Here is a 13,629-nt window from a genome sequence, read left to right as displayed (position 1 = left end):
CAGGTTCTATGCATTCAGATGCTGAAACGTTTTCGATATTGAGCAGGAGTGATCCCTCTGGCCAACTTAAATGCGCGTTCAAACGCCGAGATTTCTGAATACCCAAGATGGTTGGCTATTACATTGAGGGGTTGGTCGGAGAATCGTAACACGCGCTCTGCATAATGGGTTCGGCAATCGGACAGTATCGATGAAAAGGACCGGTTCTCGGCCACGAGCCTGCGACGCAGCGTGCGGCGGGAATATCCAAGTGCGCCCGCAATTTCCGTCTGATCCAGACTCTCCCTGCCAAACCGGCGAATGACTTCGCGGCGCACGCGTATGGTAACCGGGGCTTCACGCTGCAGGTTGGTCGCTTCGTTCGTGAGCGCTGATGCCAGCGTCTGGAAATGGCTCGTCGCCTCCTTGTTCATCGGCAGATCCAGCAAACGCGCGGGAAAGGTGAGGCCGTTGCTCTGCGCATTGTATTCGACCGGGCAACGCGGGCCGTATCTGGCGTTTTTCCAGATCGCGCTGGTATCATGTTCCATCGTGATCCGGGTGGGACGCCAGTTTTCACCGGCAACGGATTTCACCATCGAATGAAGCAGCGATAAGGTCAGTTCCGCATCCTGCCGGCGCGGCCAGATATTCAGGTCAAGAATCGAATAACTCAGAACAGCCTCGTCATCGTTGACCGTCAACAGCAACTCGGAATCACTCTGAACGATGGCGAAGGCCCTGCGAAAGAGCGACAATGCCGCCCTCAATGTCGGCGCCTCAAGGATGAACTGCCCGAGATCCCCGATATTGCGCAGGTCGAAATTCGCGCCAACAACCCAACCGAATTCGGGAAAGTTCAGCTCGTCCGCTGCGAGGTCAATCAGATGCACGAATGCGCTGAGGCCAATCGTGTCATTGCCGATGTCGGGCTGAATTCCGGCAAGCGCGCTCAGTTTGCACACATCACCACCCCGTTCTTCGATCACACGAAACGGGTCGCTGAGTGCCGATGAGACGATTTTCGGACTATATTTATCAGGCATTTTAGTCACCGTTGGACAGCCGAAGTTAACATTTCAAGGCAAATCGACCAACAAAAATTGGGAAAGTCGGCCCCGTCGTGCAGGTTTGCGCGCGTATTTGTCCGAAAATGTCGTGTCGATGTCCGGCAATGTTGGGGATTCCACTTACCGGACGAGTCAGACTTTGCCGATGAGAGCCAGCCACAAAGCCAGTCTGTTTGACATCGCAATAGCCGGGGGCGGTCCTGCGGGCACCGTTGCCGCCATCCTTTTGGCGCGCGCGGGCCTGAAGGTTGCACTGGTGACGCTATGTCCCGGCACCGACCGCCGGGAAGGGCTGTCGCCCCGGGTTTTCGCGATCCTTCAAAATAACGGGCTTGCCACCGAAGGCGTTGCTCCGCCCAGTCAGCGCTACGCTGTCTGGGGCGCGTTTCAGGGCGGGCAAAATGTTGAGCATATCGTGTCGCGAACCGCGTTTGACGCGGGGCTTTTGGCGCAGGCGCGGGACGAGGGCGTCACGGTTGTCGATGGCGCGATCTCGGCGGTTCGACCGGGTAAAGGCGCGATCAGGATGACCGCGGGTCGCACGATCCGTGCGGGCCTGCTTTTTGAAGCGCGCGGGCGGCGGGCACCGCGCCTTGCAGCGGCTCATCACGGCAGCAGAGATTGGTCGGGCCCCGCAACGATCAGTGTCGCGGGGTTTGTCGACGCGTCGGTTGACGCCGGTAGTGGCTCGGAAATCAGCGCATGTGAAAATGGCTGGACCTGGCGCGCCTGCAGCGACGAAGCGCGGCAGTGGGTCCAAGTGGTCGGTGATGCCGATGCCTTTCGGGATGTGCAAGGATCTCGGCCCAGACTTACGCATCTTTGGGCCCATGTGCTGGGATCAACCGCCGAGGCCGGGTGTCTGCCCGCACATCCGGTGGTCAGCGCCTGTGCGCTGCGCCTCAACGCACCGCAGCTTGATCCGCGCTGCCCCAGATTGGGGGACGCCGCAGTCGCGCTTGACCCCCTTTCGGGCCATGGGATGTTCTGGGCTATTTCATCGGCTCTCATGGCCCCTCCCATGGCCCGTGCCATTTTCGACGGGCAGTGCGATCTTGCCCGGGACTTCTACAGCCACCGTGTCGTAGACACGTTCTGGCGGCAGGCCCGGATCGCCCGTGATTTCTATGCTACGGCGGGGCAGACCGGGGACTTTTGGCAAGCGCGACGCACCTGGCCCGACCAAGAGCCCGCGCATCCGGTCGTGACCGATAGTCGGTTTGAGCCGCGCGTGCTGCTGCGGGACGGCAGGCTGTGCCGCGGCGAAGTGCTGGTGACCACCGCCGATCCGGGTGGGGCCGCCTTTGTTTTGGGGCAGGAAATCGCTCCGCTGGTGCGCGCCTTGCGACATCAGCCACTGCCGCAGCCTGCGGTCTTTCACCAGAAATTCCTGCCACAGTGCCCGGCCTCTGTCGCCCGGAAGCTGCATGGCTGGCTCATTAGCCGCGGGATCGGACATACCGCCGCGGCGCATTCTTAGGTTTCGACGAGGAGAACGCATCATGCGAAAACTGACAGTCTGCGTAAGCGCGGCAATCCTGACAGCCATTGGCGGCGCCCACGTCGCGGGCGCCAGCGAGCAACTGGTGATCGACACTTGCGGCGCGTGCCACAGCCCGACCGACAATGGGCTGAGCCGTATCGACGGGCAGCGCAAGACGCCCGAAGGGTGGATGATGACCATCGTTCGGATGCAGCAATCTCATGGTCTCAATGTCTCGGCGGAAGACCGGCGCGCGATCGTGCAGTTCCTGTCCGACACGCAGGGGCTGGCCCCGGCCGAGGCCGCCCCCTTCCGCTATGCGCTGGAAAAAGACCCGCACGCGCAGGAGGCTCCGGAAGAGCCGATGGCCTCGATGTGCGCGCGGTGTCACACCGAGGCGCGGGTGGGATTGCAGCGCCGGACGCCCGAGGAATGGTCGATCCACATGGATTTCCATGTCGGCAATTATCCTACCATCGAATATCAGGCGCTGGGTCGCGACCGCGAATGGTTCAAGATCGCCAAGGACGAAATCGCGCCTTTCCTGGCTGAAACATATCCGCTGGACACGCCGGAATGGTCCGACTGGCAGGCGGCCGACAAGAATGCTGCCGGGGGCGACTGGATCATTCTGGCCGATCTGCCCCATGCGGGCGAAGCTTATGGCCGCCTGACGGTCAGCGGCAATGCCGCGCCCTACGATGTGTCCGGCGAAATGATCACCGCCGACGGGACCAGCCTGCCGGTTTCGGGGCAGATGAACCTTTACACCGGCTACGAGTGGCGCGCGACGCTGGATATTGGCGGCGAGATCTATCGCCAGGTGGTGGCCATGTCAGAGGATGGCAGCCGTCTGGACGGCCGGCAATTCCTGCGTGAGACCGACAGCCTGGGCGGGCGTCTGACCGGGGTGCGGGCCGATCAGGAGGGCGTCATTCTGGGCACGGTGCCCTCGGCAGTGCCGGCGGGGGCGGCAAAGGTTCAGGTTGTCGGCAGCGGTTTGGGCGCGCTGGATGCCAGCGCGGGCGACGCGTCGGCGAATCACTACGGCGCGGCGCTGGCGCTGACAACCGAAGGCAACGGGCAGGTGAGTTTTGCCAGCGGCGGATCAGAGGGAAGCATTGCGCACTATAGCTCGGTCGACAGCATCGTGGTCGAACCCGCCTTTTCCATTGCCCGCGTGGGCGGTGGCAGCGATGTCGGGCCGGAAGCAGTCCCCGTTCATTTTAATGCCATCGGCATGTGGAATGGCGCGGATGGTCAGCCCGGCACTGAGGATGATATCCGCATCGGCCAGGTCAACGCCGAATGGCGGGTGGACAACCTGCATGACCACGCCGCGCATATGAAAGATGCCAGCTATGCCGGCGACATCGGCGAGACCGGCATTTTTACCCCCGCGGTGGCCGGGCCGAATTCTGAACGTCCCTTCACCACCAACAACGCAGGCGAGCTGAAGATCGTGGCCGAGGCCATGGGACAGAGCGCCGATGCGACGCTGATCGTGACTGTCCAGCGTTTCATTGACCCACCGATCCGCTGAGAGGAGCCAAACCCATGAAGGACTTTCACTATCAACCAGCTAACGTGCACAGGGTTTCGGTGGATGACGACGCACTCCTGTTCCATGTGCCCACCACGTCGCTTTTCGCGCTGGACGAGATGGACGGGGCGGTGCTGGATTTCATTTCCGGCCGGGAAGAGGGGATCAGCTTCGATGACCTCGAAGCCCGGTTTCCCGGGGAGGCGACGACCGAGGCCGAGGCGCGGCTCGAAAACCTCTTGCGGCTCGACGTGGTCAATGACGGCCGGCCGCTCAAGCCCGAACGCCCGCCGATCGAGATCGAGAACTTTCCGCTGACGACGATCGTTCTGAACGTCAACACCGGCTGCAACCTGGCTTGCTCCTATTGCTACAAGGAAGATTTGGCGATTCCGTCGAAGGGGCAGAAAATGATCTTCGACACAGCAAAGCGCTCAGTCGAATTGCTACTGCAGGAAAACCCGGATCGCGACAGCTACAACATCGTGTTCTTCGGCGGCGAGCCACTGTCGAACCTGCCGCTGATCCGGCAGGTGGTGGATTGGTCCGAGCCGCATTTCGCGGAGCTGGGCAAGGAGGTCAATTTCAGCCTCACCACCAATGCCACGCTGCTGACCGAAGATATCATCGACTGGCTCGATGCGCATCGCTTTGGCCTGACGGTGTCGATGGACGGCCCCAAGGCGCTGCATGATCTCAACCGCAAGACCGTAGGCGGCAAGGGCACCTATGACGCGGTGGCGAAAAAAGCCCGCCTGCTTCTGTCGCGCTACAGATCGAAGCCCGTCGGCGTGCGCGTCACGCTGACCGCGGGGGTCACGCAAATCCACGAGATCTGGGATCACCTCAAAAACGATATCGGCTTTGCCGAGGTCGGTTTTTCGCCCGTCACCTCGGGCGACATGGACGCGTTCAACCTCAATGGCGACGAGCTGGCCGAGGTCTTCGCGGGCATGAAAGCCCTTGGGGAACGGTTTCTCGAAGAGGCGCTGGAGGGCGGCAACATCGGTTATTCGAACATGCACCAGCTCATGCAGGACCTTTGGGAAGGCCGGTCCAAGGCGCTGCCCTGCGGCGCGGGCGTGGGCATGCTGGCGGTCAATCATGATGGCGCGCTGAACCTCTGCCACCGCTTTGTCGGCTCGGAAATGGAGCAGTTTGGCTCGGTCGACACCGGCATTGCCCGCGAAGAACTGGCCAGCTTCATCAAGGCGCGATCGGACCGCACCGAAAAGGGATGCGCCACCTGCCGCATCCGCAATCTCTGCGCCGGGGGCTGCTATCACGAAAGCTATGCGCATTTCTCGGACCCGCTGAAACCGGCCTATCACTATTGCGACCTGATGCGCGACTGGGTCGATTTCGGGATCGGCATCTATGCGCGGCTGATCCGCGAAGCCCCCGAGTATTTCCACAATCATATCTCGCCAAGGAGGGCGTTTGGAAAATGAAACCACTGAACCAGAAAGCCGAACGCGTCCAGCAGGCGGCAGCCGAGGACAAGATGGACGAGGTCCGCGCGATGCAGACCGTGACCGCCGGATGCGCCACGACGTTTGACCCGGGCTGGGAGGTTGACCCTTTTGGCGGTGTTGCCGCCCTCTGCCAGCCGATGGAAGCCGACCTTTATGGTTGCTCGGACCCGTGCTGGTGGCCCGCGCAGGTGCCGGACATCATGGTCAATCACCAGGATTGGGGCGATGGCGCGGGCAACGCCGCGCGCGACTGGCGGTCACTGGGTGCCACCTATCCCAAAGACGCCGAAACCTAAGGAGGATTTCCCGATGAAAAAGATACTGACCGCGGCAGCCCTCGGCCTTGCAGGGTCGCTGCCCGCTTTTGCCGGAGACCTTCTTGTCACGGCAGCGCGCCCGTCAAACCTCTACGTGTTCGACGCCGAGAACCGAGAGTTGAAGAAAGACTGTGATCTCGGAGCCAACATGCTGCCCGGCGTGATCGTGATGTCGCCCGACAACAACATTGCCTACATTCTGACGAACAACTGGCAGGATGTCATCGGAGTAAACATCGCGACCTGCGAGACGGTGTTTCACGCCGCGCAATCCTCGATAGACATCATTCGCCGGTCGCTGGCGTCCCTGACCGTCTCGAAGGATGGCACACAGCTTTATACGGTGCGCAACCCGACCAGGATCCACCAGGATCGATACGAGGTCCTGCCGTCGGAATTCGCCGTTTATGACACCTCCGCCGGCCTGAATGCCGAACCGGTTGCCACGCATCCGGCGCCACGGCGTTCGACTCTGATGGCCACGGATGCCAATGGTGACGTCTATATTGCCGGGCGTGACATTTTCCGTGTCGATCCCGCGACCGGGGCGACGGAAACCGCCATCGCCAACGCCAATTGGGATCGCCCCACCTACAGCCCGCCCGACGTGCTGGCTTTCTGGCCCACAGGCAGCCAGAACGACGAGATGCTGCTGATGTACACGGCGGCGAAATTCACCGATGAAAAGCAGGAAGAGCTTGCAGATTTTGTCTGGGGGTATCAGTCGGTCGACCTGACAACCGGTGAAACCAAGATCGCGGATTTCGCCTCGTTCGAAGTGCTGATGTTCTCGGCCGCGCGGACACCGCATGCGCCCGAGCATCTCTTTGGTGTCTACACCCAGCTTTCCAAGCACAATCTGGAAACGCAGGAGCTGATCAAGCGCGTGGACCTGCCCCACACCTATTACGTGATCAACGTGTCGAGTGACGGCAAAGAGCTCTATGTCGGCGGTACCAATGACGATATCGGCATCTATGACAGCGAAACGCTGGAACGGGTCGGCGAAATTCGCATTCCGTCCGGCGGGGACATGTCTCTGTCGACGTTGCACGTCGTGCCGCAGGGATGACCGATCTGGCCGATATCAGGCCGGATCCCTCCGGGCACCCATCGGCGCGGGGTCTGGCCGCGCCGATGGGCGCCTTTCTCTTTGGCCGCTCGCCCTCGGGCTGGCTTCTGCCGATCCTGCTGGCCTATCGCGGGCGTATTCTCGTGCTGCTGTGCCTCGGCCTTATCGCGGCGGGGCTTGGGCTGATCCCGCCCTACCTGACCAAGCTGGTGATCGACGCGGGCCTGCTGGCCGGGGATACGCGCGCCCTAATCGGCTGGTCGGCGGCGCTCTTCGTGGTTGGCCTTGCCGCGGTCGGTCTGGGGGCACTCAACAACATTCAGCACATGCGGGCGTCGGTCAGCATGCTGGCCGATCTGCGACGCACACTTCTGGACGCGCTGATCGGTAAATCGCCTGGATGGTTCGAGCGGCAGCGGGCGGGCGAGCTTCTTGCGCGGATTGACGGGGATGCAGGCGAGGTTCAGCAATTTGCCTTCAACACGGTGCTGGGCGGTACGTCCTCCCTGGTGCGGCTGGTGGGTGGGACCACCATGCTGATGATTCTGAACTGGAAGCTGGGTCTGGCCGCGGCGCTGCTGGCGCCGATCGAGTTGCTGTTTCTGGTCTGGGCGCGCCCGCATACCGAACGGCTGGCCGGGGCGGCGCGCAGCGCGCGCGGGCGGTTCACCGCCGGTCTGTCGGAAACGCTGCACGGCCTTCCCGCGTTGCAGATCGCCGATGGCACCGGCTGGGCGCAACGCCGCAGCCTTGCCGATCAGGGCCTGCTGAACCGCCGGTTGCTGACGCAGCAGCGGTGGGGCGAATTTACCCGTGCGGTGCCGCAAATCCTGTCGGCCCTGATGCGTGCGGCGATCTTTGTCACCGGTGGCATCATGGTGATCCGTGGCGACTGGCCCCTGGGCTCGCTCATCGCATTCATCGCCTATATGGGGTTCATGGTCGGGCCGATGCAGTCTCTGCTGGGGCTGTGGCATGCACAGGCTCGCGCGAAAATCGCCCTTGCGCGCCTTGATGGCCTGATGACAGGCCCGCGTGCGACAGTCACGCAGGCCGCAACCCATGCCGGTGTTGACCTGCGCGTCGAAAACGTGGTTGCCGGGCGCAGTCAGGCATCGGCCGCGACACCTCTTACGCTCGATATTCCGGCCGGCACCAAGCTGGCGCTGAACGGGCCGAGCGGGATCGGAAAAACCCGGCTCTTGTCGGTGCTGACCGGCCGCGAAGCCCCGGCGTCGGGGCAGGCCCTACTCGGTGGCGCGCCTGTTGCCGCTCTGCCGCCGGACGTCCGGCACAGGCATATCGCCTTTGTCTCGCAAAGACCCTTTACCGTGCGCGGCAGCCTGCGCGACAATTTTTTCCTAGCTGACATTTTTTGGCGCAGACCGGATGCCGACGAGACGGTCTGGGGCTGTCTTGAGATGCTGGGGCTGGCAGATCGGTTCCGCGCGGCGGACGGGCTGGACACTGTGCTGGGTGAAAACGGCCTGACCTTGTCGGGAGGGGAACGGCAACGCATCTGCCTGGCGCGCGCACTTCTCAGACCGTTCGACATTCTGGTCTTGGACGAGGCTCTGTCGGAGGTCGATGCCGGCCTGGTCCGGCGCATCATCGGCTGGATCGACAGCGAATTCGCCTCGAAAACGCGCATCATCACCACCCATTCGGCCAAGGACGCCTATGGGCAGTTCGACATGCATATCGACCTGGAGAATACAGGGTCATGACCGGATCTTCGACCATTGCACTGATTGACGGGCCGTTGCCGACGGATTTCGCCGCACTCGGGCGGCGCGAGATTTGTTGCGACATTGAGAGCTGCGAGGCCGACAGTACGGCCTTGCGCCATGCGACACAGATGGCGCATGCAATCCTGCGCAATACGCCGGGGGCCCAGATCGACAATTACGTGGTTTTTCCCGGCACATTAAGCACCTCGGTTTCTTCGATCTGCAATGCCCTTGACCTTGTGGCGCAGTCCGATGCGATGATCGTGCACTGTTCCTTCGGGCTTGCGCGCGACGTGCCGCGACTCGAACGGTCGATCCGGTCAATCACCGCGGCGGGCAAGACGATTGTTGCCTCCGCCCCTGCCCGGGGAGGCCCGGTGTACCCGGCGTTCTACAGAGATGTGATCGCCGTGCAGGGCGATGCGCGTTGCGGCCCGCAGGAGTGGTCGCGGCTGAACCTGCCCCATGCCGATTTCGGAGCCTGCCCAAGCGGTGCTGATCCGCATATCGGCGGCGCAAGTATCGCGGCGGCGCATTTCAGTGGCCTTTATGCACACCAGATCCAGCTTGGCCGCGACCATGGAATGGAACAATTGGCAACTTACAAGGGCCGCGAACGGATCCAGTCAGTGGAAGGGCCCCGGGCATGATGTGTTTCGACGAATGGACCCATCACCTGAAATCAAACTGCGGTCACTATGACAGCCGGCCAAGCGACCGCCCCGCCGCCACGATCGGGCGGTTCCGGATGCATGACCGCGACGGGCTGGACGTTGCCGAAATCGACTGCGCCATTGACCGGATCGAGCGGACGCGAACCGGTATCCGCCGCGACGAGGCCGAACATATTTTTCTGCTCTACCAGCGCAGCGGCACGACGGGCGTGATCCATAACGGGCAAGAGCAGGTGCTGGCGGTTGGCGAGTCGATACTGCTGGATTCCACCCTGCCCGCAACGCTTGAGTTTGGCGGTGAGAAGGCGGGGTTCCTGTCGGCGCACCTGCCGCGCGCCATATGCCTGCGCGACGCCGCCCGCTTGCCGACCGTGGGTCGGAAGATCGACGCAGGCCACCCGCTGAGCGGTAGTTTTCAATCCCTGCTGATGCCGTCCGGTGGCGCGACGCTTACACAGAATTTGCCGGATTTCCTGTTCGATCTGGTCGCGCTCGCATTCGCCGCGCCGGAAACGGCAACGGATGCGACACGAATCCGGGACCGCCATCACCGGTTTGGGTTTGTAAGATCGATCATTGACCGGAACCTGACAAATCCGGCGCTGACGCTTGATTGGCTGGCCTCCGAGGTGCACATGTCGCGCCGTCAGGTACAGCGGGAGTTCCAAGAAAACGGCACCAGCTTTACCCTGTTCCTGCAGACCCGGCGCCTGAAACATGTGGCTGCACATCTCAGGCTGGCGGCCCGGCTTCAGCGGCGCCCATCGATTTCCGGGCTGGCCTACGGTGCTGGCTTTGGTGACCTTTCCCATTTCAACCACGCCTTCCGGTCCCGGTACGGAATGTCGCCGCGCAGCTTTCTCCGGGACACGGAAACACGCCTGAGACGGCATTGAATGAACACGGATAATTCGGCGCGCTGGCCCAATTTTCTGGCACCGGAGGCCGAGACGAAAACCGTAAGTCTTGTCAGGATCGCCGGCACTTATCAGGCGACGATGCCAGTGAAAACGGAGAACGCAATGGACTATCGAATGCTTATCAACGGAAACCTCGTTTCGGGCGACAGGACGATCGACGTCATCAATCCGGCCACAGAGCAGGTCTTCACCCGGGTACCGCACGCGTCCGAGGCGCAATTGAACGAGGCGGTTGCCGCCGCCAAGGCCGCACAGGTGATCTGGGCCGGCACACCTATGGCTGAACGCCGCGCCAAGATCGAGGAACTGGCGGCCGCGATTGGCGAAAAGGCGGAGGTTTTCGCCCGGTTGATCACGCAGGAACAGGGCAAGCCGCTGCCGGAAGCGATGGGCGAGGTGGAATGGAGCCAGGGCTATCTTGGGCATACCGCGACGCTGGAGCTGCCCGATCGCGTGATTCAGGACGACGCCGATTTCCTCATCGAAACACGCCACAAGCCGCTGGGCGTGGTTGCTGGCATCATTGCCTGGAACTTCCCATTGCTGCTGTGTTGCTGGAAAATCGGCCCTGCCCTGATGGCAGGCAACGCGATCGTGCTCAAGCCTGCCCCAACCACGCCGGTCTCTGCACTCAAGCTGGGTGAGATCTGTGCGCGCATCTTTCCGGCCGGGCTGGTCAACGTCATCACCGACAACAACGATCTGGGCCCAAAACTGACGGCGCACCCGGATGTGGCCAAGATCGGCTTTACCGGCTCGAGCGCAACGGGCAAGCGGATCATGGCCAATGCCGCCGATACGATGAAACGCGTCACACTTGAGATGGGCGGCAATGATCCGGCCATCGTGCTGCCCGATGTCGATGTGAAAAAGGCCGCCGAAAAACTCTATGGCGGCGCATTCCTGAATGCCGGTCAGGTCTGTCTGGCAGTGAAACGCGCCTATGTGCACGAGGATATCTATGATGAGATGTGCGACGAGTTGGCCAGTCTTGCGACGCAGGCAGTCGTCGATGACGGGTTGAAACAGGGCACCACCATCGGCCCGATCCAGAACAGGGATCAGTTCGAAAAGGTGAAAGCCTACCTCGAAGATGCGCGGCAGGATGGCAAGATCATTGCCGGAGGCGAGGTCAAGGACGGTCATGGATACTTTGTCAAACCGACGATCGTGCGCGATGTGACCGATGGCCAGAAAATCGTCGATGAAGAACAGTTCGGACCGATCCTTCCGGTCATCAGCTTTCGCGATATCGACGATGTCGTTGCCCGCGCCAATGCCTCTGACTACGGTTTGGGCGGCTCGGTCCATTCGGCCGATATCGAAAAGGCCACAGACATCGCGGGCCGCATCGAAAGCGGATCGATGTGGGTCAATCAGCAGCTCAATATCGGGCCGCATATTCCCATGGCCGGGTTCAAGGGATCGGGTCTGGGGGTCGAGCAATCTGTCGAGGGATTGGCCGAATACACGCAGATGCAGGTCATCAACGTGGCGCGTGGCTGATGGGTGGGTGCGTACGCCCCGACACTCGGCGCGCGTGCCGTTAAGCGCTGCGAACACCGGGCCGCTGCCTTCCTGGCGGCCCGGTGTCAGCCAAAGGAGACAGTGATGATGAAAATCGAAGACCGTTTGTCCACCGCGCCCGCCAACGGAATGTCTCACGTCAGGGGGCCATCCGATCCGGCGCTGCTGCGCAAGACCATTCCGCAATTGCTGCGCGAGGCCGTGTTGCACCATGCGGATCGCGAAGCGGTGGTCTTTGCCGAAAGCGGCATCCGGATGCGCTATGGCGTTTTTGCAAAAGAAGTCGACAGGCTTGCCGCCGGGTTCCTGTCGCTGGGGCTGGAAAAGGGCGACAGGGTGGGGATCTGGGCGCCCAACCGCTTTGAATGGGTGCTGACGCAGTTCGCAACCGCCCGGATCGGGCTTGTGCTGGTAAATATCAACCCGGCCTATCGCCTGGCCGAACTAGAATATGCACTGGTCAAGGTGGGCTGCACGGCGCTGGTGTCGGCCCGATCGTTCAAGACATCGGACTATCTTGGCATGATCCGGACGCTGGCGCCCGAACTGGCCGACGCCGGCAGCGGGCCTCTGCGGGCGGCCAAACTGCCCGCGCTGCGCCATGTCATCCTCATGGGTGCCGAACCCGACGACGGCCTGCTGTCGTTCGACGCCTTGTGCGAGATCGGAGACGCGCAGGACCAGTCCACGCTGGACCGGATCGAAGAGACGCTGCAACCGGACGATCCGATCAACATCCAGTTCACCTCGGGCACCACGGGCATGCCCAAGGGCGCGACGCTTTCGCATTTCAATATCGTCAACAATGCGCGGTTCGTGACCGACCGGATCGAACTGACCGAAGCCGATCGCCTGACAGTTCCGGTGCCGCTTTACCATTGTTTTGGCATGGTCATGGGTGTGCTGGGCGCCGTCAGCAAAGGCGCCACGCTGATTTTTCCCGGTGAGGCCTTTACCCCGGCGCAAGCCCTTGATGTGATCGAAGCCGAGCGTGGCACCGCGCTTTATGGTGTGCCCACGATGTTCGTCGCCATGCTGCAGGAGCTGGACACGCGCAAGCGGGATCTCTCCAGCCTGCGGACCGGGATCATGGCAGGCTCGCCCTGTCCGGTCGACGTCATGCGGCGGGTCAATGACGAGATGAACATGCGCGAGGTCACGATCTGCTACGGCATGACCGAAACCGCGCCGGTGTCCTTCCAGAGCTTCACCGATGATCCCATCGACAAACGCTGCGAAACGGTCGGGCGCATTCACCCGCATCTGGAGGTCAGGATCGTCGGCACGGATGGCGAGACCGTGCCTGTCGGCGAAAAGGGAGAGCTGTGCACACGCGGTTATTCGGTGATGATCGGGTATTGGAACGACGATGAGAATACTCGGGCCAGCATTGTCGACGGATGGATGCGGACGGGCGATCTGGCGACCTTTGACGAGGACGGGTTTTGCAGCATCGTCGGGCGTGTGAAGGACATGATCATCCGTGGCGGCGAAAACATTTACCCCCGTGAAATCGAGGAATTCCTGTTCCGTCATCCGGATATTAGCGAGGTTCAGGTTTTCGGCATTCCGGACCCGAGATTCGGCGAGGAAATCTGTGCCTGGGTCATTCCCAAGCCTGGCAAGGAACTGACCGAGGAGGCGCTTAGGGCGTTCTGCGACGGCCAGATCGCGCATTTCAAAATCCCGAGACACTTCCGGATCGTCGACGAACTGCCGATGACCGTCACCGGCAAACCGCAGAAATTCGTCATGCGCGACCAGATGTGCGACCTGCTCGACCTGAAAACCTAAGGCGTTTGGCGAAACGCGCGAGACCCGTTATGCCCGAAATGCCTG

At 61.8% G+C, this 13,629-nt stretch carries 11 protein-coding genes; 10 read left to right on the top strand and 1 reads right to left on the bottom strand.

Going from position 1 to position 13,629, the window contains the following annotated elements:
- Positions 1–14 precede the first annotated feature (14 nt).
- On the bottom strand, positions 15–1,025 hold the full coding sequence (gene qhpR / locus ACOQFT_RS07850; protein ID WP_421597469.1) for an AraC-like transcriptional regulator QhpR: 1,011 nt from the start codon (positions 1,023–1,025) through the stop codon (positions 15–17).
- A 169-nt stretch (positions 1,026–1,194) separates the two neighbouring features.
- Here qhpR and qhpG point away from each other — a divergent pair, with 169 nt between their 5' ends.
- From qhpG to ACOQFT_RS07800, 10 genes are all read left to right on the top strand, one after another.
- The gene (gene qhpG / locus ACOQFT_RS07845) at positions 1,195–2,529 is read left to right on the top strand and encodes a flavin-dependent monooxygenase QhpG (RefSeq protein ID WP_421597389.1); all 1,335 of its coding nucleotides are present in this window, start codon (positions 1,195–1,197) and stop codon (positions 2,527–2,529) included.
- 22 nt (positions 2,530–2,551) lie between these two features.
- Positions 2,552–4,075 carry a quinohemoprotein amine dehydrogenase subunit alpha gene (peaA, locus tag ACOQFT_RS07840; RefSeq protein ID WP_421597388.1) on the top strand — a complete coding sequence of 508 codons (1,524 nt, stop codon included), beginning with the start codon at positions 2,552–2,554 and terminating at the stop codon, positions 4,073–4,075.
- Positions 4,076–4,089: 14 nt separating this feature from the next.
- Positions 4,090–5,526 carry a quinohemoprotein amine dehydrogenase maturation protein gene (peaB, locus tag ACOQFT_RS07835; RefSeq protein WP_421597387.1) on the top strand — a complete coding sequence of 479 codons (1,437 nt, stop codon included), beginning with the start codon at positions 4,090–4,092 and terminating at the stop codon, positions 5,524–5,526.
- Positions 5,523–5,846, top strand: coding sequence for a quinohemoprotein amine dehydrogenase subunit gamma (gene qhpC, locus ACOQFT_RS07830; RefSeq protein ID WP_421597386.1), 324 nt, complete (start codon positions 5,523–5,525; stop codon positions 5,844–5,846). The genes peaB and qhpC overlap by 4 nt, the downstream gene beginning before the upstream one ends.
- 13 nt (positions 5,847–5,859) lie before the next feature.
- Positions 5,860–6,939, top strand: coding sequence for a quinohemoprotein amine dehydrogenase subunit beta (peaD, locus tag ACOQFT_RS07825; RefSeq protein ID WP_421597385.1), 1,080 nt, complete (start codon positions 5,860–5,862; stop codon positions 6,937–6,939).
- Entirely contained in the window at positions 6,936–8,666 is a 1,731-nt protein-coding gene (locus ACOQFT_RS07820; RefSeq protein WP_421597384.1) for an ABC transporter ATP-binding protein, read from the top strand. Before peaD ends, ACOQFT_RS07820 begins: the two co-directional genes overlap by 4 nt.
- Entirely contained in the window at positions 8,663–9,319 is a 657-nt protein-coding gene (gene qhpE, locus ACOQFT_RS07815) for a subtilisin-like serine protease QhpE (protein WP_421597383.1), read from the top strand. The genes ACOQFT_RS07820 and qhpE overlap by 4 nt, the downstream gene beginning before the upstream one ends.
- Positions 9,316–10,239 carry a helix-turn-helix domain-containing protein gene (locus ACOQFT_RS07810; RefSeq protein ID WP_421597382.1) on the top strand — a complete coding sequence of 308 codons (924 nt, stop codon included), beginning with the start codon at positions 9,316–9,318 and terminating at the stop codon, positions 10,237–10,239. Before qhpE ends, ACOQFT_RS07810 begins: the two co-directional genes overlap by 4 nt.
- Positions 10,240–10,365: 126 nt before the next feature.
- The gene (locus tag ACOQFT_RS07805; RefSeq protein ID WP_421597381.1) at positions 10,366–11,769 is read left to right on the top strand and encodes an aldehyde dehydrogenase family protein; all 1,404 of its coding nucleotides are present in this window, start codon (positions 10,366–10,368) and stop codon (positions 11,767–11,769) included.
- Positions 11,770–11,874: 105 nt separating this feature from the next.
- Entirely contained in the window at positions 11,875–13,584 is a 1,710-nt protein-coding gene (locus ACOQFT_RS07800; protein ID WP_421597380.1) for an AMP-binding protein, read from the top strand.
- Positions 13,585–13,629: the final 45 nt, after the last annotated feature.

The organism is Ruegeria sp. MALMAid1280 (genome assembly GCF_049195285.1).
Classification (GTDB): domain Bacteria; phylum Pseudomonadota; class Alphaproteobacteria; order Rhodobacterales; family Rhodobacteraceae; genus Ruegeria.
The sequence above is the reverse complement of the archived record's forward strand: the minus strand, read 5'-3'. Positions and strand labels throughout refer to the sequence as shown.

Coding starts and splice junctions, on each gene's coding strand:
- qhpR (WP_421597469.1), bottom strand. CDS start 1,025: ATGCCTGATAAATATAGTCCGAAAATCGTCTCATCGGCACTCAGCGAC.
- qhpG (WP_421597389.1), top strand. CDS start 1,195: ATGAGAGCCAGCCACAAAGCCAGTCTGTTTGACATCGCAATAGCCGGG.
- peaA (WP_421597388.1), top strand. CDS start 2,552: ATGCGAAAACTGACAGTCTGCGTAAGCGCGGCAATCCTGACAGCCATT.
- peaB (WP_421597387.1), top strand. CDS start 4,090: ATGAAGGACTTTCACTATCAACCAGCTAACGTGCACAGGGTTTCGGTG.
- qhpC (WP_421597386.1), top strand. CDS start 5,523: ATGAAACCACTGAACCAGAAAGCCGAACGCGTCCAGCAGGCGGCAGCC.
- peaD (WP_421597385.1), top strand. CDS start 5,860: ATGAAAAAGATACTGACCGCGGCAGCCCTCGGCCTTGCAGGGTCGCTG.
- ACOQFT_RS07820 (WP_421597384.1), top strand. CDS start 6,936: ATGACCGATCTGGCCGATATCAGGCCGGATCCCTCCGGGCACCCATCG.
- qhpE (WP_421597383.1), top strand. CDS start 8,663: ATGACCGGATCTTCGACCATTGCACTGATTGACGGGCCGTTGCCGACG.
- ACOQFT_RS07810 (WP_421597382.1), top strand. CDS start 9,316: ATGATGTGTTTCGACGAATGGACCCATCACCTGAAATCAAACTGCGGT.
- ACOQFT_RS07805 (WP_421597381.1), top strand. CDS start 10,366: ATGGACTATCGAATGCTTATCAACGGAAACCTCGTTTCGGGCGACAGG.
- ACOQFT_RS07800 (WP_421597380.1), top strand. CDS start 11,875: ATGATGAAAATCGAAGACCGTTTGTCCACCGCGCCCGCCAACGGAATG.